The 26,368-nt window shown below is 54.9% G+C and carries 20 protein-coding genes and 1 pseudogene; 4 read left to right on the top strand and 17 right to left on the bottom strand.

Features of this window, described 5'->3' with window-relative positions:
- Nucleotides 1-828 carry a bifunctional transcriptional activator/DNA repair enzyme AdaA gene (locus tag ACLHZ1_RS10360; RefSeq protein ID WP_427262032.1) on the top strand — a complete coding sequence of 276 codons (828 nt, stop codon included), beginning with the start codon at nucleotides 1-3 and terminating at the stop codon, nucleotides 826-828.
- A gap of 259 nt (nucleotides 829-1,087) precedes the next feature.
- Here the strand turns inward: ACLHZ1_RS10360 and ACLHZ1_RS10355 are convergent, their stop codons facing one another.
- Complete coding sequence (locus ACLHZ1_RS10355; protein ID WP_427262031.1) at nucleotides 1,088-1,669, bottom strand: GNAT family N-acetyltransferase; 582 nt, start codon at nucleotides 1,667-1,669, stop codon at nucleotides 1,088-1,090.
- A gap of 185 nt (nucleotides 1,670-1,854) precedes the next feature.
- On the opposite strand from ACLHZ1_RS10355, the pseudogene ACLHZ1_RS10350 reads away from it, so the two are divergent.
- Nucleotides 1,855-2,139 (top strand): annotated as a pseudogene (locus ACLHZ1_RS10350) (methylated-DNA--[protein]-cysteine S-methyltransferase); the annotation flags it as partial.
- A 185-nt stretch (nucleotides 2,140-2,324) separates the two neighbouring features.
- Here the strand turns inward: ACLHZ1_RS10350 and ACLHZ1_RS10345 are convergent.
- From ACLHZ1_RS10345 to ACLHZ1_RS10305, 9 genes are all read right to left on the bottom strand, one after another.
- Nucleotides 2,325-3,083 carry a hypothetical protein gene (locus ACLHZ1_RS10345; protein WP_182310606.1) on the bottom strand — a complete coding sequence of 253 codons (759 nt, stop codon included), beginning with the start codon at nucleotides 3,081-3,083 and terminating at the stop codon, nucleotides 2,325-2,327.
- Between the two features lie 185 nt (nucleotides 3,084-3,268).
- The gene (locus tag ACLHZ1_RS10340; protein WP_427262030.1) at nucleotides 3,269-3,412 is read right to left on the bottom strand and encodes a hypothetical protein; all 144 of its coding nucleotides are present in this window, start codon (nucleotides 3,410-3,412) and stop codon (nucleotides 3,269-3,271) included.
- A 696-nt stretch (nucleotides 3,413-4,108) separates the two neighbouring features.
- Nucleotides 4,109-5,827, bottom strand: coding sequence for a DUF2326 domain-containing protein (locus ACLHZ1_RS10335; protein ID WP_234917548.1), 1,719 nt, complete (start codon nucleotides 5,825-5,827; stop codon nucleotides 4,109-4,111).
- Between the two features lie 64 nt (nucleotides 5,828-5,891).
- Complete coding sequence (locus tag ACLHZ1_RS10330) at nucleotides 5,892-6,140, bottom strand: ABC-three component system middle component 8 (RefSeq protein ID WP_319893861.1); 249 nt, start codon at nucleotides 6,138-6,140, stop codon at nucleotides 5,892-5,894.
- Entirely contained in the window at nucleotides 6,124-7,089 is a 966-nt protein-coding gene (locus ACLHZ1_RS10325; protein ID WP_201956363.1) for an ABC-three component system protein, read from the bottom strand. The genes ACLHZ1_RS10330 and ACLHZ1_RS10325 overlap by 17 nt, the downstream gene beginning before the upstream one ends.
- A gap of 16 nt (nucleotides 7,090-7,105) precedes the next feature.
- Complete coding sequence (locus ACLHZ1_RS10320) at nucleotides 7,106-7,666, bottom strand: recombinase family protein (protein ID WP_427262029.1); 561 nt, start codon at nucleotides 7,664-7,666, stop codon at nucleotides 7,106-7,108.
- Nucleotides 7,667-8,572: 906 nt separating this feature from the next.
- Complete coding sequence (locus ACLHZ1_RS10315; protein WP_427262028.1) at nucleotides 8,573-9,328, bottom strand: ABC transporter ATPase; 756 nt, start codon at nucleotides 9,326-9,328, stop codon at nucleotides 8,573-8,575.
- On the bottom strand, nucleotides 9,315-10,178 hold the full coding sequence (locus ACLHZ1_RS10310) for a helicase RepA family protein (protein WP_427262027.1): 864 nt from the start codon (nucleotides 10,176-10,178) through the stop codon (nucleotides 9,315-9,317). The genes ACLHZ1_RS10315 and ACLHZ1_RS10310 overlap by 14 nt, the downstream gene beginning before the upstream one ends.
- A 4-nt stretch (nucleotides 10,179-10,182) precedes the next feature.
- On the bottom strand, nucleotides 10,183-10,413 hold the full coding sequence (locus ACLHZ1_RS10305) for a helix-turn-helix transcriptional regulator (RefSeq protein ID WP_033134993.1): 231 nt from the start codon (nucleotides 10,411-10,413) through the stop codon (nucleotides 10,183-10,185).
- Between the two features lie 86 nt (nucleotides 10,414-10,499).
- Between ACLHZ1_RS10305 and ACLHZ1_RS10300 the strand changes: the two genes are divergently transcribed.
- Nucleotides 10,500-11,480, top strand: a complete 981-nt coding sequence (locus ACLHZ1_RS10300; RefSeq protein WP_427262026.1) for a hypothetical protein — start codon at nucleotides 10,500-10,502, stop codon at nucleotides 11,478-11,480.
- Between the two features lie 152 nt (nucleotides 11,481-11,632).
- Here the strand turns inward: ACLHZ1_RS10300 and ACLHZ1_RS10295 are convergent, their stop codons facing one another.
- From ACLHZ1_RS10295 to ACLHZ1_RS10265, 7 genes are all read right to left on the bottom strand, one after another.
- A complete protein-coding gene (locus tag ACLHZ1_RS10295) occupies nucleotides 11,633-13,498 on the bottom strand; it encodes a UvrD-helicase domain-containing protein (RefSeq protein ID WP_427262025.1) in 1,866 nt (621 codons plus the stop codon).
- The gene (locus tag ACLHZ1_RS10290; RefSeq protein ID WP_427262024.1) at nucleotides 13,495-15,480 is read right to left on the bottom strand and encodes an ATP-dependent nuclease; all 1,986 of its coding nucleotides are present in this window, start codon (nucleotides 15,478-15,480) and stop codon (nucleotides 13,495-13,497) included. Before ACLHZ1_RS10290 ends, ACLHZ1_RS10295 begins: the two co-directional genes overlap by 4 nt.
- A 48-nt stretch (nucleotides 15,481-15,528) precedes the next feature.
- Complete coding sequence (locus ACLHZ1_RS10285) at nucleotides 15,529-16,716, bottom strand: tyrosine-type recombinase/integrase (RefSeq protein ID WP_427262023.1); 1,188 nt, start codon at nucleotides 16,714-16,716, stop codon at nucleotides 15,529-15,531.
- A 308-nt stretch (nucleotides 16,717-17,024) separates the two neighbouring features.
- Nucleotides 17,025-18,614 carry a glutamine-hydrolyzing GMP synthase gene (gene guaA / locus ACLHZ1_RS10280; protein WP_427262022.1) on the bottom strand — a complete coding sequence of 530 codons (1,590 nt, stop codon included), beginning with the start codon at nucleotides 18,612-18,614 and terminating at the stop codon, nucleotides 17,025-17,027.
- An 83-nt stretch (nucleotides 18,615-18,697) separates the two neighbouring features.
- Nucleotides 18,698-20,161 carry an IMP dehydrogenase gene (gene guaB / locus ACLHZ1_RS10275; protein ID WP_427262021.1) on the bottom strand — a complete coding sequence of 488 codons (1,464 nt, stop codon included), beginning with the start codon at nucleotides 20,159-20,161 and terminating at the stop codon, nucleotides 18,698-18,700.
- Nucleotides 20,162-20,418: 257 nt separating this feature from the next.
- On the bottom strand, nucleotides 20,419-21,060 hold the full coding sequence (locus tag ACLHZ1_RS10270) for a YitT family protein (RefSeq protein ID WP_427262020.1): 642 nt from the start codon (nucleotides 21,058-21,060) through the stop codon (nucleotides 20,419-20,421).
- 825 nt (nucleotides 21,061-21,885) lie between these two features.
- The gene (locus ACLHZ1_RS10265; protein ID WP_427262019.1) at nucleotides 21,886-25,092 is read right to left on the bottom strand and encodes an alpha-amylase family glycosyl hydrolase; all 3,207 of its coding nucleotides are present in this window, start codon (nucleotides 25,090-25,092) and stop codon (nucleotides 21,886-21,888) included.
- Between the two features lie 339 nt (nucleotides 25,093-25,431).
- Between ACLHZ1_RS10265 and ACLHZ1_RS10260 the strand changes: the two genes are divergently transcribed.
- The gene (locus ACLHZ1_RS10260; protein ID WP_427262017.1) at nucleotides 25,432-26,337 is read left to right on the top strand and encodes a DMT family transporter; all 906 of its coding nucleotides are present in this window, start codon (nucleotides 25,432-25,434) and stop codon (nucleotides 26,335-26,337) included.
- Nucleotides 26,338-26,368 lie beyond the last annotated feature (31 nt).

Raw genomic sequence — 26,368 nt, 5'->3', positions numbered from 1 at the left:
ATGTCTGATTACGCCCGCATCAGTGATGCCATCGCCTTTATCGCAAGCCAGGTGGCGCGCCAGCCCACCCTGGACGAGATAGCGGCGCACGTGCACTTAAGCCCCTTTCACTTCCAGCGGCTGTTCAGCCGCTGGGCCGGAGTGACACCCAAACGCTATCTGCAGGTGCTGACCCTGGAGCGGGCCAAGGCGCTGCTGCAGGAGTCGCGCTCCCTGCTGGAGGTGGCCGATACCCTGGGCCTGAGCAGCGGCTCGCGGCTCTACGATCACTTCGTGCAGCTCGAAGCGGTGACGCCGGGCGAGTACAAGCAGCGCGGGGCCGGTCTGGTTATCGATCACGGGGTGCACGACACCCCCTTCGGCCAGGCGTTCGTCGCCCTGACCCCGCGGGGGGTATGCAACTTCTCCTTTCTCGATGACCAGGATCCACAGGCGCCCCTGACCGCCCTCGCCCACAACTGGCCAGAGGCAGAACTTAGGGAGGCGCCATCACGCACCCAGGGGGTCATCCACACCATGTTCGATGACAGCAAGGCGCCGGATCGCCCCATCTCCTTGCACGTGAGCGGCACCAACTTTCAGATCAGCGTCTGGCGGGCGCTGCTCGAGATCCCGCCCGCCAAGGTGGTGAGCTACGCCCAGGTGGCAAGCGCCGTCGGCAATCCCAAGGCCGCCCGCGCCGTGGGGCTGGCAGTGGGCGCCAACCCCGTCGCCTTGATGATCCCCTGCCACCGGGTCATCCAGCAAAACGGCAAACTCGGCGGCTATCACTGGGGCGAGACCCGCAAACAGGCGATACACGCCTGGGAAGCGGCGAGGTATGAGTGAATTCGGCCCTTGATGGGTTGCTTGATAAGGGGAAAAGGCATGATGGCCATCCGGACCACCACTCATCGGATTGACCAAGCCCGTAGGATGCCATGAGCACCGCCCATGGCATAGATGGAGAGGGTATTCCCCTGATAGCGGTAGCGACGAATGATACCGCCTTGGCCTGGTCTATCGTTCGAAAGCCGCCTTCACCTTTGAAGCCACGCGGGCCCGCACGGATGTATCGCGCAGCCGACACAGAGCGACACAAGCGGGGTCAATCGCCGGGTTGGCTTTCGCGTTTACCAGCACTCGCGCCTTCCATTATTTTTTCAAACCGGAACATCTCATCGTCATCTCCTTTGCCATCAATAGGGTGTGAGAGCTGATGTGGATCTGGATGGTATTTGTTGTAGAAATCGACAATGTTGAAACCACATCGGTTCACGTAGAAGTGAATATTCCGTTTCTCAAAATATGGCGTCACCGTTTCCCAGACTTTGGTGAGAGGAAACGCCTTTTCAATCGCATGCCAGGCTTTCAGGCCCAAGCCTTTGCTCTGTTGGCTCGTCGCGATGAAAAAGAATGACAGGGAGTTGCGACCGCTCATCTGGTCTATCACTAACACGGCTCCACCAACCCGTTGTTCGGCTGCCATGATCCAGTATGTAACGGCCCCCTTGGTGTGAAATGACTGTTCAATATCTTCGTCAGACGGAATGGGCTCTTCAAGTGGGTGTCCAAAGTCTGCCTCTGCCGCCACGCGAAAGGCATCCTGCAAGGCGAGCTTGAACTCGGGAAGGCTGCCAGGATCCGCCTCCAGGAGGCTGATGTTTACGTTCTCTTCTGATCCTTTCACTTAATTCATCCCCAACCGATATCCCATGAACATTGAACGACAAAGGCGTGCACCGACCTGGATTGGTCACATGATTGAAATACCCATGGCTATGCGGCTCTCATTGCCCCCACGTTTTATCAAGGGGCGGATTTTAGCCAGTCCCAGTGAGCCAGGCGAGCGATTTGAACTCGTTGTTAGGGTAACGCCCCACCTCCCTGCATGTGAGCGGTACCTACTTTCAGATCAGCGTCTGGCGGGCACTGCTCGAGATCCCGCCAGCCAAGGTGGTGAGCTACGCCCAGGTGGCGAGGACCATCGGCAACCCCAAGGCCGCCCGTGCCGTGGGTCTGGCAGTAGGCGCCAACCCCGTCGCCTTGATGATCCCCTGCCACAGGGTCATCCAGCAAAACGGCAAGCTCGGCGGCTATCACTGGGGCGAGACCCGCAAACAGGCCATACACGCCTGGGAAGCGGCGAGATATGAGTGAAGTTCGCCGGTCTGATAGGGGGAAAAGAGCCGACTGATCATGAGGCAACAGACCATCAGATATAGCCGGACAGTCGTCCGGCTATATCCAGGGGGGGATTACCGTACCAACAAGGGCCATCAGAATGCCAAAGGCATGGCCCTTGTTGGCGTCCGCTTGACCGACTAGTTAGGCGTGGCGCGTTACTAGTACTTCTCGTAATGTGCTGCTGCATAGCCGTCTTCCCATTCGCATTGAGGGCAAAGCTCGGCTTCTTCGTATTCCACATTCGAGTAGAGATAGTCTGCCTTGCATGACTTGCACTGGAGCACGGGTTCATTGTGACCACACAGCACACAGACCTCTGCCTCCATGTCGAAAGTCTCATTGCCGCACATCGGGCATTCCATCGTAGGAATACCGCTGCCGTTTAGCGCCTCTAAGACGCGAGCCTTTTCAAGTTCATAGAACTCGGCATACTCATTGAGGCGCTTCCACGCCGGATCTTCAATCCTGCGGCCAGCCCAATCGAGCCCTACTTCATCTGTGGCGAAGCGAAAGATAAAAGCGAGCACGCTACCAATGACAACCTTTGCCTCGGTTGCGTCAATGGAGAACTCATAGTGCTCAATTTCATTCCTCTTCTCTCTGATGGTTTTTAATGCGCTTTGGTCAGCCTCAGTGAACTCAACCTCTCCAATTCTTTGAAGGCGGCGTAAAGCATCCGCAGCCGTCACGGTGTGAGCTGTAGCAGAGGGGTACTTATCAACGTCAGACAGAATAAACGCAGGGTGAATTTGGCGAAGACGTTCTTTGAAAAGAAGTTCTGCTACGTGAGAGAGGTCCAGGATGATGCGCTTGAAGGTTCCTGCTGTTGGCGCCTTGGGCATTGCGTTGAGATGCGAAATCGCATGCTCAAGGCTGTCGAACGCGTTTTCTACCAGTGTGAGCTTCTGTGTTGCCATGGCTTTGAACTCAAGCGCCTAACAGTGATTAGATGGAAGGCGGTACTAATCCAATAGCAGAGCCTTCTGTATAACTCCGCTTCATCTTCATAACCGCCATAAAAACTCATTTTAAATCATAATATTACCAACCAATTTCTGACAGCTGAGCATATTCGCCTGACTTCCTCTTGTGGCTCTATGACTTACGCCGTATGAAATACAGAAAAGAAATCAGCCATGGAAAGCACCACCAAACCCGCCTGCGTGAACAAGTCAAAGTAGTGATGCATTTGCATCACTGAAACATCCGCATAGAAGATGCTGCTGGTACTGACTCGCTGTTGCATTCGCTTCTATCCACTGCGACACCCACTGGTACCCAGTCCGCCCGTGCCATTCCCGAATAACAGCCAAGCTACCGCACGACAACCGCCAGTTTGCGGTCTTTGACCCTCGCGATATTTCTGGCCTGACTCCTCATAGGTGACGACAAAGAGGCCATACCCAGACGGCTATCCTAGCGAGCATGAGAGACAAGAAAAAGCGGAAGGTGGGCGTTTCCCAAGCCAGATCAAGAAATTACCCCATCTTGGGGGGGCGTATCAGCAGCTCGTATCACCCTCTTGCATCAAGATGGGGCATCGAAGCGACGGGGATCCGGTTCCATTGCCCGCATGGCAACTGACGGACAGGGTTTGCTCCCCCTCCCCTGTCTGGATAAACCGTAGCCTGCCGCCCTATGTGGACGCGATAGATGAGGCGCTTCCGATCGACTCGGGCACTCATCACGACAACGTTGGCAACAGAGCCCTCAACCCCTGCGCCAGGGGAAAAATTTTCTCGCAAACGATTGGAAAAAGAAAAGGCGCCTCAAGGGCGCCTTTTTGACAGTTTTGCGTTACCGCTGGGAGAGGCGTTAGCCGCTTATTCCCACGCCTTTTATTCCCATTCAATTGTAAACATGGCTATAAATTCGTTACTTTTCAAGTACATAAACAACAACCAATACTAAATACCATGAAAAATTCCATTTAAAAAATTCCTTACCAGGATTTCATTTTGAAGAGTCGCCCTTGCTCTCCCTCATCGTGTAAAGTAATCACAACTTCATCAGATGAAAACACTGGCTCATCATGCGAGGCACGCGCTGGTAAATCCGAATCTATGAGCGTGATTATTAACTGCAGTCCCAATTCATCATACCGGCGAATTATAGATAAAAGATTTTCCTTCTTGCGATCATCCAAAGACTCAAACACCCCATCGTGATAAACAAAACGAGGGTATTTTTCATCTAAGTGCGCACGTAATACAGCCAAGTCAAAGGCTACACACAACAGTTTACGATATGTATGTCCAAGGTCCGCACTAGTCGCATTCCCTGACTCATCAAGGATTTCAGCCTTGAACTCTAGATGGCCGGCTTGATTGGGAGATACACTTAACAGAGCTTTACGATCAATAACCTCTTCGACAATCTCGCTGAAGAACACTCGGATTGCTGAAAACAAGCTGTTCTGATCAGAATTTTGCTTCTCGACATTCGCCTCAATCTGGATCTGTAAATGCCCACACTCTTCGGTCAATGCTCTGATTTCTGTTCGCAGTTCCTGTAAACGATGCAAGAAGCCACGCTGACGCTCTAGAGATGTGATATCAGCACGCAGTGTCACCATCTCGTCAGAGACAACCTTGTATTTGCCAAAAATGTCAGTTTCGCTTAGAAATGACAGCATCTCCGAGCGTTTTTTCCCCAGGGAATTCAGTTCTGCATTGATACGTTTCAGCTCAGTTTCGACCTCTGCCCGCTCTTCCTGCAGATAGCCACGACGTTCATCAGTAATAGCCCGATTAAAGTCAATTAACTGTTGAAAATCCTTCTTGAGCTGCCCATTGAATAAGACGCCAACTTCTTCAAATAGACGCTGAGCCTCATCAGGATTGAAAAGGATCTGATCTTCTTCCAGAGACGCGATGATTTTCTTCCGACTCTGGTTGAGTGAATAGCGTTCAGAGTTTAGAGATGCAATACGTTCGTCGATATCATCGACCAACTGCTTAGTGCTGTCCTTATCCTGAGCACGAAAGTCGAATGCATCTAGCAAAGCTTGCTTTTTCTCTGCCTCTCTTTGCTTGAGTAACAGAATACCCTCAATCTTGCTAATATCCTCAATCGAACCTCCAAGCTCGTTCTTGATGGTCTGTGCAGTAGCTTGTTTTTTCGCTAGCTGCTCTTCTTTCTCATAATGCTGTGAGACAAGCTGAGCGTCAAAACCAAGAACATGAGCTAGGTAAGGTTTCCAATCAGAATGCGCTGCCGCAAACTTGCGTAAATGAAACACATCACGGAAATCGTCTTGAGATCGCAACAGATAACCCAAGCCTTTTCGGTATGTCCAAGGCTTGAGTGCTCGCCAGTCAAGCAATCCATCTAACAGGTCACGTGCACGCTCGAAAGGCATGTTCTGGTGATCCCAGTCCGCAAGGTATAGCCCCGAGAAATTCTGATAACCAGCCTCATGGCGTTTGAAGCTAATCTTGGTGGCCTCTTCAACTCCGCGTCGGATTGTTACAAATGAAGTATCTTCCAACTCAATCTCTAAGAAAAAGACGAAATCCTGGAATGATGCTGCATGCTTGAAAAGAAAGAACTTTGGATCGCGTTTAGCAAGGAAGCAGAAGTCAAGCAAACGTCCTAGCGTTGTCTTACCGAGATTATGGGTGTCCTTATTTCGGTTCTCCGGCAGGCGAATCTCAGCCATTATGACGTTCAGGCCCTGAACAAACTCCACGGGCTCAAATAAGTCAGGCTTGTTAGAATAGAGTCTAGAGAGCTTCATTTGGACCAACATACTCCACAGCGTCGGTTTTAGGGCGATACTCGATCAACCCCATGAGATATAGAAAATTCAGCGCAGGTAAGAACAATACGTCCCCACCGACAACACTTTTTTTTGCAAACTTACATAGAGCATCATATTCATCAACGCGCCGAGTCTTAAGACGAGCAAGCAACAACAAAGCTACGTTGATGACTGTCCGGTCAGGATGGGAGTGCTTAGTCGGCCGCAGCATCACCCACCTCCCCGATATCACAATTCCAATACATGTAGAACAGTACAGCTCGCGTTAAACGCTTGTGAATGTGCTGCCGCAAAACAGGATCACGGCTAAACAACAGATCTACAAGATATTCCATAACATCATCAAAGGTCTGGTAGTCCCGCCGCTTAGCGATGATTTTGAGCTGGAACTCATCGACTACCGACTCGTACATGTGCAGAAGTTCTAGGTTCTCCGGTGCAGACAAAAACCGTCGAATTTGAGCGGTCTCTTTCAGATACTTCTGCCGTAGAGCCTTGGCATAATCAGCACTCATGTTGTTAAGTGTATTTTTCCGCTCAAAGCTCACTCGCTCTGTCGGTGGATCGTCAAGCAGTACGGTCACACTATCCTTATGTCGCGCTAGTGCTTGCACTACATCTGCCAAATCATCTGGGCTGACAATCAACGGTGAATCAACCGGATCAAGATCTGCCTCCCTAGCAACTTCTGGGAAGCGCTTCAGCCAGATTTCCAGTTGTTCCAATCCGCAAAGATAGATTGAGGACGTAGGGATATCACACTGAGACGCGATGTACTCACGTATTTCTGTTTCGGCATTGCCAGACAGACGACGGTTAGCAAATAGCATGTAGTGGTCTAGCTGTTTAGCTTTACGAAGTTTCTGAATACGAGGAATTTCTTTCCCCAGCACAGAATTCACGGATTTCACACTGAAAAAGTCTAGTTCGGAAAAATTACGGTTATACCCGTTGGTATGTTTGGCCTGGACAATGGTTATACCAACCCATGGAGCTGACTTGCTAGGGTGCAGCTCAGCAGTTCCCAAAAACTTGGCATCACGTCCGCCATCAGGTCCTTTTGCAAAGCCCTGTACGGCGGCCCCAAGCAGCCGCTGACACAGAAGAACGATCAGCATCTCGAACTGGCCATCGCTTAGGTCTTCGTATGCGAATTTCATTACATTTCCATCTCTTTCAGATGCTCACACGGCAGTACTTGTAAATCGTCGTTCGCGACACTCCGTAGTCGCGAGCTAACTCAGTCACGCTAACGTTTGGCTCACACAACAATGTTTTAATATGACTAATCTGCTTGGCGTTTAGCTTCGGTTTCCTACCACCTAAGCGACCACGTGCACGAGCAGCAGCAAGACCAACTTTTGTACGTTCCCGAAGCAGATTTCGCTCAAACTCGGCCAATGCAGAGAAAAGATGAAAAATCAACTTGCCAGAAGTATCTGTAGCCTCAATCTGCTCTGTAAGCGACTCAAAGCCAACACCTCTCTCGATCAAACTGGTCACTATCTGCACTAAATTTGGCAGACTACGCCCGAGCCGATCCAGCCGAAAAACAACGAGAGTATCACCTGCTCGTAGTGCTTGACAGCACCGTTCAAGCTCAGGACGTGCGCTGTTCTTATCGCTAACAACTTCTTCATAGATAATGCTGCATCCAGCCTGCTTGAGAACACTGAGCTGAAGGTCTAAGTGCTGGTCATGAATTGATACTCGGGCATATCCTATGCGTTGATTCATTGGCGCAACTAGAACATTGAAAACTTGACGGGAATATTAACATTCGTTGCCTCCGTAGACGAGCAAAAACAAAGCTTTGCGCCTTGTTCATAAAACCACCGCTTTATGAACGTTACACTGGGTATATTGAGGAATCGATAGGTATGACGCATGAGTAAAAAGGTACTCACAAAATCTGGCAATAACTCCGACCAAGCCTTGTCATTCGAAGCTAACGCCATAAGCAAAGGGATTCGAAGACTGACAGCCCATGAACTTGCTGAGCTTCGTCGGGATATGGCCGAATCATCAGCCAAGATGCGGACAGTGTTGGCTCGTAGACGGAACGATTGCCCGACTAAACAGGACTCGTGATCACCTGCGTAACTGACAAGCCCCGCAGTGCGGGATACACGTTGAGCGCCGCAGGTGCGAATAAGGGACAGTGAAGAGAGTTAACCGGCTTGCCGGTTAGCTAACTTCACACATCCTGCCCTCAGATCAGCCTTGTATCTCTCGGGGATACTCAATAGGAAAGGGCTGTTATCGCCATACATAGGATTAAGTAATTCACTTACGCCAGAAAAAGATCTAAAAACAGATAAAAAGCCATACAAAACAGTAAATTACTACGAAAATACATATGCTTTACTTAGCTAAACCCAATAACTTTACACATAGTTTCCATGCACTTTCCTACGATCTCCCCTCAGTCAGCTTATAGGGCTAGATCCTTTCCTGGCGTTCAATTATCGGCCTCTGGCCGATTGCGAAGTCCGACAAGGTGTAACCGTCCGCATAAAGCGGACGGTTACACCGCCTGGAGATCCTGAGATATCCTGAATATCCTGCCAAAACAGTAAAAAATCGGGCGGGTGTGAAACGCCATCGGGCGGGTGTGAAACGCTATCGGGCGGGTGTGAAACGCTATCGGGCGGGTGTGAGACGCTTTATCCTATTTTCAGCATCTATCGCTATCCCAACTGCATGCAATTTTTCCGCATCTTCCCTGAGCCTGTAACGCTCATTTCGTATCTTTTGACTATTAAGATTTTCACCACACACTGCGCGAATCAGGGTGTCAACATGCCATCCTCCGGCGGGCTCATGCTTGTGAGTCAATATATGGCGAGCAATAGCTTGGCTAATACCGTGCCGCAAACGGGCAATGGGGGCCGGATCGTAGTACAGGCTTAGGTCATGCTCCAATAGCATGACCAGTGCGATACCAAGCCGAACTCTCCATAAGTTCCGCTCCCCTCCCGTCAGAGGATCAAGGCGTGTCATCGGTGAAGGGATAACATGATCTATCAAACCACCGATTATTGGAAAATCGAACTGTGACGTTTCAATAGTTACGGTTGCTGCTCGCAGCTCAGTCAGTAATTTCTCAAGCTGGAAGAGGCTATACCGGCTATCTGACAGCGTTTTCCGCACTTTGGCAGGGTCTACCAAAAGCTCGACACCACCATCGGACACATCGCGGCGACGTTCTGCACAATACAGAATCGCCTCAACAACATCTGCGTGCCGCTGTCCTAACCTCCCCTGAATAGAGCAACGGCCAAAGGATGTCTTCATCCAGTTTGCCTCCCTCATGCTCGGACGTTGAGTCGCTTGGTAGATCATCACTCGTGCTTGTGCGCTGGTACTGGTTGGAACGACCTTGTTACCAATTGTCATCAGCGCCCTCCAGAGCAATTTCCGATTTCTTGAACGGCAATACTTCTCTCGTTTTACGCCGTTTCTCCAACACAGCCGGCTTGAGTACGCCCCCCTCATGACGGCGCAACCAACGTTCGGCAAAAGGCGCGCCATAGTTGGCTTTGCTGACGCCAAAGCGGACGAAGTAACCGCGTTGGCCGTCGTTGACCCCCAACTCTTCGGCTTCCTTTGGCGTCATCCCCGAAAGGTAGGATTGCCAACGGATGTTATCGACCAATACAGATGAACCACGACTGGCCTGCTGTTGGTCACCAGCCCCCATCATGGTCGCCCCCTTGCTGGAGTGATGGAGAAATACGATAGCGCAGCCCGTTTCGACAGCGATGGCCTCCATCCTGCCAATCACCTGCGACATTGGCCCACTGGCGTTCTCCTCCTCAATATGGAAGCGCCGCAGAGTATCCAGAATGAGCAGGCGTCGGCCATCAGCAACCTGTCTGAGTCCGTCGAACCACGCCGAAGACATAATGTCAGGACACCGACCGATCAGCGGCTCAATCAGTAATCCATCAGCTACCGCCTGCTGTTCTGTAAGCGTGAGATGTGCACCCAATACATGTAACCGATGATGAATCGTGGCGGTCGGATCTTCAGCTGGCAGGTAAGCCACAGCTCCTGTGAGGAACTCACCAATGTTCAGTAGATCTGGGCCTCCAGCAATCTGTGTCGCAAGCTGTAAGGCCAACATGGACTTACCCGCCCCACCAGGTGAAACAATTGCGCCTACAGTTCCCGCAACCATATTCGGTAGAACGTAATCAATAGGCGGCGGTAGCTCAGTAAAAGCGGCCATGAGATCGAGGGCCATGCTATTAACCTCCAATAGTCTGGCCGGGGCGTGAAGCATGAAATCCGGAAGACTTGCGCTCTTCAATCCATTTTTCGACTTCCGATAGATCCCAAGCAACATTTCTGCTTGTCAGCGCAATACGACGCGGGAATTCTCCCCGGAGTTCCATGTTGTAAATTGTTCGCGCAGAAAGTGGGATCATGTCCAAAAGTGCTTTTCTATTAATCAGGGTCTTGAATGCCATTGTTTGCATGTGTTTGCCTCCAGCAACCAGTGAAGGCGCCATAGTGCCAAGCAATACAACTTGAGTAAGCGCATTAATTGGCTAAAATGGTTGACATGAAAAAAGCACCAAAGATAGTCATCTGGGAAAACTGCGATCATCACATTTCGGCTGCCATCCAGCAGTTTGAAGAACTCTGGCTACCATACTCAGTGTCATCACGCCGCTACCCCATCCTTCGCTTGATCAAGGAAGTCCTAGACCACGCTGTAAATAGCTACATAAAGACTGTTCCAGCAAACTACACAGGGTATCTTCCTGGTGCGGCGGTCGGTGTACCTTTCAGTGAAATTGTCAGACTGGTGGGGCTAGAGGCCATGGTCCGTATGCAACGTCAGTTATTGCGACAGTTCATCAAAACTGAAGACCAGCAAACGACGAGAGACATGTGCTTGGTCGCTACGCTTGAATCTTTGATTGGATTAGTCTGGTGCTGCGCATGTAAATCCCCCAAAAGGTCTGCCTCCAAAAAAGGGGTCAACCTGAACAAGCAACGAAAAAATGGATTTTGCGAGTTCTGCGGGAATATGACTGAGTTTGCTACCTTTATGGAAACTGTGGAGGAGAACCGGATCAATAATTCCGAACTCGAAGATCACAAGAAATTAGAGCTCAGTCATCAGTATTGCAGCGAGCACCGACCCAAACTGGTAACTGGCGAGTGGAATCCTTTATATAGAAGATCCAAACGCTCTCTGACACAATTCAATATCGAACTTGCCAGACTGACTCATCAGTGTGCCAACCGCTCAATACCTAATGCGCTATCAGACGATGAACTAATAGAAAATTATTTTTTTCAATTAATGCTGAGATTAACCTTGCAGTCAGCAGATGAAGACGAATTGCGTAATATGGCTCGTAGAATGGTGGATTCAAGACTGTCAGACGCCAAGAAAAAGATGTTAGTACTCAAAAGATTAGGGTTCAATCAAACAGAGATTGGTCAACGGATACTAAATGCCAAGCAACAGCCAATAACACGACAAGCTGTATCTAAAGCGTTGGCGTCAGTTCGAAAGGAGTTCAAATTATGAGTGCATCTAAGACTGAAAAAAATTTTTAGCCGCTAAAATATACCCGCTCAGCCTTGAGCAGATGCTCTCTGTCCAAATTGGTAGAAAGCATCTACTCTAAAGAGACATGAAACTTTTATTACATGGGCAGAGATAAATCACCTAGGCCATATTCAGTTTTCACCCAATATGGTCGCACCATCTATAGTATCGACTCCCGCCGGGGCCAATAATCGCTGTATCCAGCCAATAGCATGCCCTCGCTCAACGCACTGGGAGAAAAACGCACGCTGCTTTGCTCTGGTAAAGGCAACAAAAAAAGTGTTTAGCTCTTCACCCCGTTGCGGCGTAAGGCTCCACCAAGTCTGATTGTCGAGCCCATAAAATATCATCGTGTGGAACTCAAGACCTTTGCTTTTATGGACGGTCATCAGAGCCACCTGGCCAATACCTTCAAACTCATCCAGCGCTTCCGTCCAGCTGCTGCTATGTTCTGCGCACTCTTTCAGGAGTGTGACAAATCCACTCCATACCCTCTCAAAGTCCCTTTCCCGCTGATAAGCGGGAAAAGATTGCCGAAGCGCAGGGGTTCCTACAAATTCAAGAAGCATCTCTGCAATCTCTTCCGCTGCATCCAGATCAGGCTGGCGACGCGCCAACTCTTCCCTTAATTGACGGACGAATGCTTCAAGCTGAACCAGTAATCTTTCCTGCGTGAGATCGTTATCCGGATCGGCAGCCTCCAGAAACAGATAGTTCTGCTGGGCCTGCTCCCAATTTTCCGGGCTTCGGTCCGTCGCTCCCAGGCGGAGCAAAGGAACGAATATGCTGGTCAGCTCTTCACCAAGCAGATCCTGTATCTGAATTTCACCGACTGACCGGGCCGCATTTCTGATCCTGAGACCGCGTGCCGCAAAAGCAGGAGCTATCTCACCCTCCACCTGATCTGCCCGCATTCTGATCAGAATTGCTACATCATGTGGTGCTACACGCCCTGACTGAACCTCACGGCTCACCCATTCAGCCAGATAATTGTTCTCGTCATCTGCGTTCCGGAATTGCCAGATAGCAGAAACCTCACCTTCAATTTCACGGGTCCCTTGTGCCTGCACAGCTTCCACATTGCCGTCTATCCGGCGGGCAATCTCGTGCTGAATAAGAACCAGATCCGCATGTGACCGCCAGTTTGAAAGCAATGTGATGCGCCTCGCACCAAAGTCGTTTTCAAACTGGTCGAAGGCGTCATTCATGGCTCCCGCCCATCCCATGATACGCTGCTTATCATCGCCGACTGCTGTAAAGACAGCATCGCTACCATCGAATGCCGTTTGCAGCATGTCGTACTGGGCATAGGTAGTATCCTGGTATTCATCAAGAAAGACGATGGGATACGTTGCCTGTAAGGCCCGACGGATATATGAATTTTCCTGAAGCAACAGTTTTACAAGCCTGTTTATCATCGGGAATGATAGAGAGATCTCGTCGCCCCCGAAGAATTGTTCATGCCAGTAATCTGCTAACGCACGGTGTACTTCAGATCCATTTGACAAGTCCATTGACAAGTCTGCCATAAGCAGTCTTCTCTCAAGCTGTTGAACACTCACACCGTGATAACCGTGACGTTCAAGAAAATCCTCATAATCCCGACGAAATGGTGTAACGATCTGATAGGTGCCAGGCGCATTGAACGGCTCAGGTAAAGCAGGGCGAAACCGGTCCAGAAGTCCCTTGGTAAAGGCATCAAAAGTCATTGAATCAAAGCGCCGCGCCTGATCTCTCGGGCAACGCTTTGCAACCCTTTCAGCGAGGTTTTGGGCGGCATCTTTTTTAAAGCTGATGGCCAGAATACGTTTGGAGGCCGGACAAATACCTGTCTCCAGAAGATAGGTCGCCTTCTGTGCCAGAAACTCAGTTTTTCCCGCTCCGGCACCAGCGGTCACGAGGATGCTGCTATCGGTTTCACGTAAAGCCTCCCACGCTCTGCCTTCCAGACCACCGACCCCCTGAGGTACCCAATCATCCTTGCGTACGCGAGTCATGCATCCTCTCCCGGCAGCTCAAGCTTCTGTTTTACATACTCAATAAGCGTCCTAAGCTCATGAGGTGCTAACCTAGCAATATCGCCGTCAGGAATACGAGAAAAGGCCGATAGGTGAGTCTCGGGCTTGCTGCTGCTCAGGAACAGATACGGGTACCATTTAAAAGCGTCATCATAATGATGAGTGTATAAAGCGGGACTCCCACCTGTTTTCAGGGTAGTGCACTTCCTAGCCTGAATTGCATCTGCACTCCCCATAGGGCCGCGCCCACCGGGGTTAGGTACCTGATATGCATGAGGAAATGCGCATAGCATTGCAAAATCGAGATCGATAGGATAGGAGAAGAAAACACCTTCCTCACAGAAAGCTTGAAGCCAGTTTGCTTGTATATCACCGCTAAGAAGGTTTTGGTCTGTGAGCTGATCAGCTTCATCAGGATCGACATTGCCAAGCAAATATTGAGTATTATTTCGAAAATTATTTCCGATAGCGGCCAGGTTCTCCAAGCAGCTTCTCATGGTATTCGCCCCACCATGTCGGCGCCCCAGATCAAGATCTAGCAATGTGGCATGTGGAATCTCAAGATCATTAAGTAACCGCCAGAAATGCGCTACAAAACGTCCTCCTAGCGGGACGACAGGAACAAATGACGGGTCAAGTGGCACCCCCATATTTTCCGCTATTTTCGGAATGACGACGCGCTCTGAATCCCCTTCACCCAGGATTACAAATCGCGCAAAATAAAGTTCGGGGTATGCCTTTACGGCCAACCTGACATACACGCTGGCCTCAACATCATCTTCAGGCAGGGTCAGTTCTCGGATTGATGAGCACCGGACGCTCCGGTCCATACGACAATATCTCACTTCCTCCGGCTCTATCCGGCTCAGGATAGCCGGGGAATGGCTGGATAGTAGAACCTGTGCGGAAGGCAGTGCGCCGATCTCTCTCGCCTGCTTGATGATGCGAGACAAAAAGAACGGTGACAGGCTGTTTTCTGGTTCTTCGATGGCAAGAATCGTCAGGTGAATACGGCGTAACTTATCCTGTTCAAATGAGCTGTCATCAGCAGGCAAAGAAAAAGCTTCCCGCTCGCTTTCTAGCGTTGCCGCTGTAAGGGCGATATGGAACAGAGAGCGCTGTCCGTCACTCAGCTCGGACAAGCGGCGCTCCTGACCTTCTTCATCAGGCGTAAAGGTAAATTCGGCTTTACGAACAAGCTCCTCAAAACGGTTTTCGATGAGCCTTAAGCGCGGCTTACTGTCTGTATCAGCTTCATGGACCTGTTGCCAACGCTTCGAAAGACGCTCCAGCAGAAACTTCGACGGCTCCTCTTCCTCGAAACTGCTTTGGACCTGACCGGCATTATCAGAGCTTGCATCCCTAAATGCCGTCGACCATTTGGCAGCCTGCCATAACCGCCCTTTTAGAAGAGCGGTCACCTGAGTCGTCGCATCACGATTTGCCGGTAAGTAAATAAACTGGATCGAGGAGCGCTCTACAGCCTGAACCCTGGAACAATCATCCCATTCAAAATTATCATCCAGGACTCTTATCCAGCGTATATCCTCTTCAATTGCTCCTTCCGGCGTACCGTCATCTGTCCATGTTGCTTGTAGTCGTATCCGGGCCTTAAGGGGCTCTCCCTCACCGGAAGCTGCCATCTGATTGAAGAACTCCGGAACGGCATCAAGAGGAGAAGCGTCTTGCTCTTCCAGTTCAGGGAAGGCAAGTACCGCTTCGACAAACAGACTGTCGCCAGACTGCAGCTCCTGCCGGTCAATAGGTATGTGAAAATCCCGACGCTGTACCGACCGCTGCGCTAGTGATGTACCAAACAACCGGGACACAGCTTGCAGCACTGCCGTCTTTCCGGAACCGTTTCCGCCGACAAGTATCGTCAGTTCTTCCTCGAAATTTAGCTCGACCACCTCATGCCCGAAACAACGAAAATTCTGTAGTTTTATCTTCTCTATTTTCATCCCTGATTACCTTTTTGTAAGAGATGCCTTTACAAGTTAGCGAGCCCCCTAAATAACCCACTCATCAATCATATCAGCCCAGTCTTGCAACATAGATGTACGCTGATCACGATACTCCGCTTTGTTATACACCGCTCTCACGCCCTTCTGCTCATGAGCAAGGCATTTCTCAATCCAGTCAGTGTTGTAGCCAGCTTCATGTAGCAGAGTGCTGGCAGTGCGACGAAGGTCGTGGGGCCCAAACTTGGCGAGCGGCTTGCCTTCCTTCTGGGCCAATGTGTAGGTCATAGTCATCACCCGATTCAGGGTGGCGCTGCTCATGGGCAAATCTGAGTCGTAACGGGATGGCAGAATATAGCTAGAGCCACCAGAGAAGGTCTTCAACGCAATCAGGATGTCCAGAGCTTGTCTGGATAGAAACACCAGATGGGGTGACCGCCGCTTCATCCGCTCTTTTGGGATGGTCCAAAGGGCCTCACTGAAATTTATCTCGCTCCAAGTCGCATTTGTCAGCTCACTTTTGCGCACCATGGTCAAAAGCAGTAACTTTACCGCTGCACGTATGGAGGGCGATGTGCCAATCCGCCCCATATATTCATACATAAGCTGGATTTCTGCAGGCGACAAAGTTCGATCTCGCGGCTCAAATCTGGCAATGCTCGTTGGTCTAACAAGGTCAGCTGGGTTTTCAACCTTCTGCCCTCGCTCGATGGCCCAACGATAAATCTGTAGCACTATGTCACGGGTATGAACAGCCGTTGCTGGAGCCCCTCGCTCCACAATGGCATCCGTCAGCATGCGCAAATCTTCATGGGTGATCTCGGTCAGCTTCTGGTTGCCAAATTTCGTTTCCAGTTCCCGAGCATAGACAGAGCGACGCATATCACGGGTGGAGTCCGCCATCTGGTAACCTCGCAACCACTTTTCCGCCCAAGCACCAAATGTTTCAGCATCTTTTACCCGAGCCTTTTTACGAGCCTTCTCCTTAGCCGGAGACTTACCGTCGGCAACCATCCGCTTGGCTTCATTCAGTCGCTCGCGGGCTTCAGCCAAACTGATACCACCGACACCGTAGCGGCCAAAGGTGATCGTCTCTTGCCTGCCATTGATCGAGTAGTTGTAACGGAACGAGACCGAACCGGCGGGGGTAACAGCTACATAAAGGCCATCCCGGTCATTCACCTTGTAAAGTTTGTCCCTCGGCTTGAGGTTGCGTAGCTTGGTATCAGTCAGCAAAAGTCTTATCCTTCCTCGTATCCGATACCATGCTGAAAGATCACCCAGAAATTAGACAATAAAACCAATAAAAACAGTCAGTTAAATAAATGTCATACCATGAACATACAGGATCAAGCAGCATGGTATCGGCTATCACTCATGGTATCATGCCTCGATAATACCACCTTGAATGCCATACTCAAGTGGTGCTTCCCAATGCCATCCGTTGCCAGGACATGCCAAACACATAAACAAAAAAGCCCATGTAAACATGGGCTTAATCTTCTTTTCGTGCCGGTGAGTACCAGCTAATGCCTAACGGGTGATCATTCCCATTCGATGGTTGCGGGCGGCTTGCCGGAGACGTCGTACACCACGCGGGAGATGCCGTTGATCTCGTTGATGATGCGGTTCGACACGTGGCCGAGGAAGTCGTACGGCAGGTGGGCCCAGTGGGCGGTCATGAAGTCGATGGTCTCGACGGCGCGCAGCGCGATGACCCAATCGTACTTGCGGCCATCGCCCATGACGCCGACGGAGCGCACCGGCAGGAAGACGGCGAACGCCTGGCTGACCTGGTTGTAGAGGTCGGCCTTGCGCAGCTCTTCGATGAAGATGGCGTCAGCCTTGCGCAGCAGATCGCAGTACTCTTTCTTCACCTCGCCAAGGACGCGCACACCCAGACCCGGACCCGGGAAGGGGTGACGGTAGAGCATGTCGTAGGGCAGGCCGAGCTCGAGGCCGACGCGGCGCACTTCGTCCTTGAACAGCTCGCGCAGCGGCTCCACCAGACCCATCTTCATCTCTTCCGGCAGGCCGCCGACGTTGTGGTGAGACTTGATGACGTGGGCCTTGCCAGTGGCGCTGGCGGCGGATTCGATGACGTCCGGGTAGATGGTGCCTTGCGCCAGCCACTTGGCGTTTTTCAGCTTTTTCGCTTCGTCGTCAAACACTTCCACGAAGACGCGACCTATGGTCTTGCGCTTGGCTTCCGGCTCGTCGATGCCAGCCAGGGCTCCGAGGAAGCGCTCTTCGGCATCGACCTTGATGATCTTGAGGCCGAAATGATCGCCGAACATCTCCATCACCTGCTCGCCTTCGTTCAGGCGCAGCAGGCCGTTGTCGACGAAGACGCAGGTCAGGCGATCGCCGATGGCGCGGTGCACCAGCATGGCGACCACGGAGGAGTCCACGCCGCCGGAGAGGCCCAGGATCACCTCGTCGTCACCCACCTGCTCGCGGATGCGGGCAACGGCGTCGTCGATGATGGTGGCCGGGGTCCACAGGCATTGGCAGCCGCAGACGTCTTTGACGAAGTGCTCCAGCATGCGGGCACCCTGACGGGTGTGGGTCACTTCCGGGTGGAACTGCACACCGTAGAAACGCTTGGTCTCGTCGGCCATGGCGGCGTGGGGGCAGGTGCCGGTCTGGGCGATGGTGGTGAAACCCGCCGGGATCTCGGTGACCTTGTCGCCGTGGCTCATCCAGACATCCAGCAGGGCATTGCCGTTGGGGGCGATGGCGTCTTCGATGTTGCGCAAGAGGGCGCTGGTCTGGCCGGAGTGACCCAGCACTTCGACCTGGGCATAGCCGAATTCACGTTCGGTGGAAGACTGCACCTTGCCGCCGAGTTGCTCGGCCATGGTCTGCATGCCGTAGCAGATGCCAAACACCGGCACCCCGGCGTTGAACACGTACTCGGGGGCGCGCGGGCTGCCGGCCTCGGTCACGGATTCCGGGCCGCCGGAGAGGATAATGCCGTTGGGATTGAATTCGCGGATCTGCTCTTCGGTCACATCCCAGGCCCACAGCTCGCAGTAGACGCCGATTTCACGGACACGGCGGGCGATGAGCTGGGTGTACTGGGAACCGAAATCCAGGATCAGGATACGGTGATCGTGAATATTTTTAGTCATTTTATTCCTGCATCAGGCTGATGTTGTCACAAAAAGCGTGGGGATAAAAAATCATGGAGAAACGGGGCCGCAGCCCCGTTTCATCAGCCCATCCGGTAGTTGGGGGCTTCTTTGGTAATGGTCACGTCATGGACGTGGGACTCTTTCATCCCGGCGCCGGAGATGCGCACGAACTCGGCCTTGGTACGCATCTCGTCGATGGTGGCGCAGCCGGTCAGGCCCATGGAGGAGCGCAGGCCACCCATCTGCTGGTGGATGATCTCTTTGAGGCGGCCCTTGTAGGGGACGCGCCCTTCGATCCCTTCCGGCACCAGCTTGTCGGCGGCGTTGTCGGTCTGGAAGTAGCGATCGCTGGAGCCCTTGGACATGGCGCCGAGGGACCCCATGCCGCGGTAGGACTTGAAGGAGCGGCCCTGGTAGAGCTCGATCTCGCCCGGCGCCTCTTCGGTACCGGCGAACATGGAGCCCACCATGACGCAGCTGGCGCCCGCGGCGATGGCCTTGGCCACATCGCCGGAGAAGCGGATGCCGCCATCGGCAATCACCGGCACGCCGGTGCCTTCCAGGGCGTCAACGGCGTCGGAGATGGCGGTGATCTGGGGCACGCCCACGCCGGTCACGATACGGGTAGTACAGATGGAGCCCGGGCCGATGCCGACCTTGACCGCATTGACGCCGGCGGCGACCAGCGCCAGGGCACCGGCGGCGGTGGCGACGTTGCCGCCGATGATCTGCAGATCCGGATAGGCATCACGGGTCGCCTTGATGCGATCCAGCACGCCCTGGGAGTGGCCATGGGAGGAGTCAATCAGCAGCACGTCCACACCGGCTTCCACCAGGGCGGCGACGCGCTCTTCGTTGCCGGCACCGGCACCGACGGCGGCACCGACCCGCAGGCGGCCCTTGTCGTCTTTACAGGCGTTGGGCTTGCGCTCGGCCTTCTGGAAGTCCTTGACGGTGATCATGCCCTTGAGCTTGAAGTCGCCGTTGACCACCAGCACCTTCTCGATGCGGTGCTTTTGCATCAGGGCCACCACCTCTTCGCGAGGGGCCCCTTCGCGCACGGTCACCAGACGATCCTTCTGGGTCATGATCTGCTCGACGGTCTGGGAGAGATCAATCACGAAGCGCACGTCACGGCCGGTGATGATGCCCACCAGCAGGTTGCCCTCGGTCACCACGGGGTAACCGGCGAAACCGTTCTTGTGGCTCAGCTCCTTGACCTGGGCGATGGTCATGTCGGGACGCACGGTGACGGGGTCGCTGACCACGCCGCTCTCGTACTTCTTGACCTTGCGCACTTCGGCAGCCTGCTGCTCGATGGACATGTTCTTGTGAATGAAGCCGATACCGCCTTCCTGGGCCAGTGCGATAGCCAGACGGGCTTCGGTCACTGTGTCCATGGCAGCGGAAATCATCGGAATATTCAGGGAGATGGCAGACGTGAGCTGGGTGCGCAGGTCGGCGGTATTGGGGAGAACAGTGGAGTGGGCTGGAACCAACAGTACGTCGTCGAAGGTCAGCGCTTCTTTGGCAATCCTGAGCATGGCAATATCTCACCGTTGAGGAGTGGGGGTGTAAAATATTGCCGACAAATTTTACTCATGGTTTCCCGGTTGGTAAAGAAGTATTTTTGAATTTTTCATGGCATAGCCCGTTTTTAGACGGCCAAACCGCTAAAATACCCATCAATACAACCCTAACCATGGCGTTTTTCGCGACAAAAGGATCCTTTTTGCCCCTGAACAAATATTCGCCTGACGCCCTGTGTGGCTGTCTCCCGCGAGAGGGGCTCCCTCCCCCACTACCCCTCTCCCCCCTGATAGCGGCCCGGCTTGTGCCAGTTCATCAGCATGGCGTTCATGGCCAGCGCGCTTAAGGTGGACCAGAGCAGCAAGGGGAGCGGCAGGGTGAGCAGGGAGAGGGCAAACACCAGCACATCCAGCACCATCTGGCTCTTTCCCGCATTGATACCGGCGCGCCGTTGCAGCCAGAGCGTCACCACGCCGGTGCCCCCCACCGAGGCATTGTGGCGCGCCAGAGACAAGACCCCCATGCCGAGGAAGGTCCCCCCCACCAGGGCGGAAAACAGGGGATGGACATAGCTCACCGTCAGCAGCAGCGGCACCGCCTGGGTGGCCGCCGAGAGGGCAAGGTTGACGATCAGTGTCTTGAGGGTGAAGGCGCGCCCCATGGTGACGTAGCAGAACACCATGAAGGGCAGGTTCACCAGGAAGAAGAGTACCCCTATGGGCAGGCTGCTGACGTGGGCGAGCAGCAGGGCGATGCCCGCGATGCCGCCGGTGATCATGCCGGAGCACTTGAGCAGATTGAGCCCCACGGCGATAAACATGACCCCGAGCACCATGCCGTAGACATCGTCCTTGAGGGTGTGGGCCAGGGCCTTGGCTGCCGGCCCGGACGACATGGTCATTTCACCTTCCATATGACTCCTTAACCCGACTTGATGGTGGCATCCATTGCCCGAAAACCAGGCCGCTCCGGCGCCAAGGACGGCGGCCCGTTCACCTTGCCGCCCCCAGCCCCCAATCTTGCGACCCCCGCCCCCTGATGTCGCCATCATGGGGATGACAAGACACAGCAAAAAGAGCGCCAATCAAAACAAGAGTCCGGAATAGCATTAAAAATCGAATTTAAATTCTGAGATATCACCAAGGAACAGGTTGAACATGCCAACCCGGGGCGGAGCACCCATGCCTGACCAGCATCTTTGCCCGATTAATCCCAGAACATGTCGCCCTCCTCCCTTGTCAGCTCGCCTTTTTGGTTGATCATGTCGACAAGATGCCGCTTTGCAGCATGAATAATGCCTGTAACGGGGAGTGCCCGGGGGCGAGGCGACCTGTTTCTTCGGGGCGGGATCCAGAAGCTGATGTGGATGACATGCACCGCATCGGGGCAAATGCACCAATACAGAGCAATTGGGTGGCGCGGGTTTGCCTTGCGGCGCGGCGCAGAGGCGGCAAGGGCACCGCTTTGCTCATTGCTGTGAGCATTGCAATGAGCAGAGCATGAAATGACTCAGGCGGCGGAATGCGCCAGTCCCCTTCTATCTAGTCCCCTTCTCTCTAGTTCGCTGGTTCGCTAGTTCACTAGTTCGCTAGTTCGCTAGTTCGCTAGTCAAATCATCCAGCAACGCCCCCGCATCCAGAGCCCCATCAAGATGCGACATCTATTCAGGCATAGGCAGAAGGCGGAATAAAAAAGTCGGCCCCAAGGCCGACTCGCTGCACCCTGTGACAGGGCTTCCTTACTTGAGGTATTTGCCGTCAGCGCCCACCTTGCCCGGGCCGTTCAGTACCCAGATCCGCGCCGAGTAGGCGGGCACCGCGAAGCTCAGGCTGCCGTTGCTGACGCTCTGGCTCGCGCCGGTCACCGCGTCCGTGTAGGTGCCGTTCTTCAGGCCGCTCAGGCTTATCTGCTGGGCCGAGTTGGCCGCGAGGCCCACGGCGGCGTAGCTGCCCTCGGCGCTCAGATCGCGCACGAAGCTGATGCCGCTCCCCCACTCGTTCACCTGGCTCATGGGCGCTTTCTGCAGGGCGGGCACCGCCTTGCGGATCTGGTTCAGGCGCTTGATGTGCTGATAGAGCGGGTGACTCGGGGTAGCCGGGTTGTCGAGCACCTCCCCAAAGTAGGCGCGGCCGGTCTGATCCACCGTCATGGTGGCCCCGTCGATGTCCTGGGGCTTGCCGGCCTGGAACATCACCTCCTCCCCGTAATAGAGGGTCGGGATGCCCCGCGCCGTCCAGAGCAGGTTGTAGGTCATGGCCGCATTGCCCTCTTCCCCGCCGTAGCGGTACTTGAAGTCATTGTCCGGCCCCACGTCGTGGTTCTGGAAGAAGGTGATGAGCTTGGTGGCATCCCCATAGACCCAGTCCATGGCGAAGATCCCCCCTACCCCGCCAAAGTTCCCCCGGGTGACGTTGTCACGGAAGGTGGAGAACAGCGAGAAGTCCAGCACCGAGAGGCCGGAATCCCCACCTGCGCGGGGATCCGCCGGGTTGGCCGTGGTGCGGGTGTACCACCAGGGGCGGATCACCGCCGAGGCGTTGTCATTGGCCAGCTCCGAGCCCCAGCCGGTGCCCTTGACCAGGTTCTCGCCAAAGACGAACAACCCCGGCTTGTGGGCCTGCCAGTCGTGGACATAGGTCAGCAGCTCGTCCCGCTCGATGTGCTTCAAGGTATCGATGCGGATGGCGTCCACCCCCATGTCGAGATACTGACGGATGGCGCCGTTGAGATACTCCTTGACGTTCTGGTTGCCGGTGGCGAGATCGATGCAATCCCCCGCCATGTGCTTGCGCTGCAGGGCGAGCGGGCTCTCCCAGTCACCGCCGGACATGAAGCCGTCCAGGTGATACCAGGCGGGATCCAGGGTCTGGGCGTCGATGCCGAAGAAGCGGTTGGGGTTGTAGCCCGCACTCGGCACGGTGGCGCCGGTCTTGGGGTCCACCAGGGGCTGGGTGCCGGCCGGATCGGACTGGCAGCGGGCCTTGTACCAGTCGGGGGCCGCCGGGTTGTCGTCGTCACAACGGTTGGCGCTGGCGTAGTCCCCGAGGTTACCCTGATAGGGGCCGTTGTCGATGAGTCCCTGGCTCGACCCCGCAGGTACGTAGTATTTGATCGGCAGGCGATCGATCCAGGTCTTGCCGCGCAGGCCGTACTGGCTCGAGTGGTTGATCACCACGTCCTGGATCACCTTGAGCCCCTTGGCGTGGGCCGCCTGGATGAACTCGCGGTAACCCGCCCCCGGCGACTCCAGACGGGGATCGACCCGGTAGAAGTCGTAGGCGTGGTAGCCGTGATAGTCGAGGCCGGAGCGGTTCTCCACCGGCGGCGTCACCCAGATGGCGGTGAAGCCGAGATCCTTGATGTAGTCGAGCTTCTCGATGAGCCCCTTGAAGTCGCCGCGCCAGTGGGGGTCCCCGACCTTGTAGCGATCCCGGTTATGGTAATTGTTGCTCTCGTCCCCATCGTAGAAGCGGGCGGTCAGCAGGAAGTAGATGCTCTCGCCACGAAAATCGCCGCTCACCACCCCCTGCTCGCCGATACGGTATTCGAAACGCTGCTCGTGCTGATTGCCGCTCTCGTCCACCGCGAGGGTGCGGATCACCAGATCGGTGCCGCTGCCCTTGTCGCTGGCGAGAATGGCCTGGCCGGCGTAGAGGGGAGACGCCGTGGTGGGCTGGCTGCCGTCCGTGGTGAAATGCACGGCGGGGGCGCTGTCCTGATCGTCGCTCACCCCCAGGGTGATGGACTGGCTGTCCACATAGCTCCCCGGGGCCGGGGTGGCCGTCACCGTGGGGGCTTGCAGATCCGCACCGGCCAGGGTCTCCACCTCGATGGCCTTGCGCAGGCTGTCAAAACAGATGCGATAGCGGGTGTTGGTGCTGACCAGGTAATCCTGGGCCGGATAAGCTTCGGTCCAGTCCCCCTTGTGGTCAATCTTGAAGCGGGGGTTGCTGCTGCCAAAGGCCTGCTCGGTACAGAAGGTGGTGCCATCCTCGCTGGTCATGGGGGTGAGCCCCCAGTTGTTGGCCGTGCCCCGGAAGTACCAGCTGTCGCCGCTCGGTCCTGCCCCGACCACCACGCTCACGCTGCTGCTGCCCTTGGCCCCCTGATCGTCGGTGACCGTGAGGCCATAGGTGAAGATGCCCGCCTGAGCCGTATTGACGCTGATGCTTTCCGTGGTCTCGCCGCTGCTCCACAGATAGCCGGCAATCTGGCCGTCGGGATCCGTGGAGTCGCTGCCGCTCAAGGCGAGCGCATCCCCCAGCGCGACATTCAGGATGCCCCCCGGGGTGATCACCGCCAGCGGCGGCTGGTTGTCATCCCCAAGCGGCGCGATGCTGTAGGCCAGGGTCTGGTCGTTGACCTGGATGCGCACCGTGCCGGTGCCACCCCAGAAAATGTCGCCGCCACTTTGCTCCAGCACGCCGTCACCGTTGCTGTCGCCGAAGCTCGCGACCCAGTCGCCCGCCTGGTCAAACTTGAGGCGCTGGTTGGCTCCACCGTCCAGATAGGCCTCGGCCTGCCATAGATGATCCCCTACCAACGTCATGGGGAGGCTGGCCCAGCCGTTGAAGGTGCCGCGCACGTTGAGCTGCGCCAAGGTGCTGGCAAACCCCGAGGCCTCGCAACTCGCCACCGCCGTCGCGCTTACCGCCTGGGTGCTGGCGTTGATGCGGATCTGGTACGCCGTGTTGGCATTGACCCCATAGTCGGCAGCCGGGTAGCTCTGCTGCCAGTTGCCATACCTGTCTATCTTGAAGCGCGGGCCGCCGCTGGCGTCCCCGCTCACGAAGCGCTGGCAGGTATCAAAATTGACGCCGTCCGTCGACGTCATGGCGGTCGCCGCCCATCCATTCGCGGTGCCCCGGAAGAACCATTCCGCCGCCGTGCTCGGCGCCGTGATCAGGGTGCCCAACAATCCGGCCGCGAGTATCCATCTAGCCATTGATAGTCCTTTATTTTCATTGTGTTGTGTGTGATGCCTGTGTGCCCCGGCATGCCCCCATCCGCTACATTCCCGCCTTCGGATGAGCCCGACCAGTCTAGAGTCCCGAGTGACCAATTCATGGCCAAGGAGCGCAAAATGTGACCATGGTCGACCTCGCCATTGGCGGTATGTGATTGATAGCGCTTTCATTTCCTGGCATGGAGACGAAGGGGATGCACTCTCCAGAGGGTCGGGGGATAGGACGGCACGGCGCCGTTGCCATCGGGGGAGCTTGCCGCCATGATGCAATCCCCCTTGCCATCTCGGGCAACAGGGCGGTTCATTCAGGGAGAGACGATGAGACCATCGGATTACGGCAGGCTGCTGGCGCTGGCGGCCATCTGGGGTGCCAGCTTTTTGTTCATGCGTATCGCGGCGCCGGCCTTCGGCTCGGTCAACACCACCTTCCTGCGGGTCTTCTTCGCGCTGGTCGGGCTCGCCGCCATGCTCCTGCTGCTGCGCACCCCCATGCAGTTTCAGGGCAAGCTCAAGTCCATCATGGTGCTTGGCATCATCAACTCCGGCGTCCCCTTCCTGATGTATGCCGTGGCGGCCCTCTGGCTACCCGCGGGGTATTCCGCCCTCCTCAACGCCACCACGCCCCTGATGGGAGCCCTCATCGGCTTCTCCTTCTTCCACGAGGCGCTGACCTTGCGCAAGTGGGCCGGGGTCATGCTGGGGCTATTGGGCATAGGACTCATCACCACCACGGGGGAGGTCGACCTGAGCGGTCAACTGGCCATCGGGGTGCTGGCCTGCCTCATCGCCACCGCCTGCTATGGCTGCGCCGGCTTCCTGACGAGGCGCTGGATCACCGAGCGGGGCGGCCTGGACGCCAAGCTGGTGGCCTTTGGCAGCCAGATAGGGGCCGTCCTCTTCCTGCTTCCCTTCTTCGGCTACACCCTGGCGACCGGCCCCGCCGTCGACTGGGCCCAGCCTGGGGTCTGGGCCAGCGTGCTGGCGGTTGGCTTTCTCTGCACCGCCTTCGCCTATCTGCTCTATTTCAGGCTGATCGCCGACATCGGCCCCCTGCGCTCCCTCACTGTCACCTTTCTCATTCCCCCCTTCGGCATCCTGTGGGGCTATCTGGTGCTGGGGGAAACCCTCACCGGCGGCTTCGTGTTCGGCGGCGCCGTGGTCTGCCTCGCGGTCTGGCTGGTGACCAGCCCTGCCAAAGCCGTCGCAACCAAGGCGCAAGCCTAGGCTCCGCGTCATCTGCCGGACCATGGCTCGG

Origin of the sequence: Aeromonas sobria (assembly GCF_050266975.1) — a bacterium.
Lineage (GTDB): Bacteria > Pseudomonadota > Gammaproteobacteria > Enterobacterales > Aeromonadaceae > Aeromonas > Aeromonas sobria_B.
Note: the sequence above shows the minus strand (reverse complement) of the source record. Positions and strands in the feature narration are given on the sequence as shown.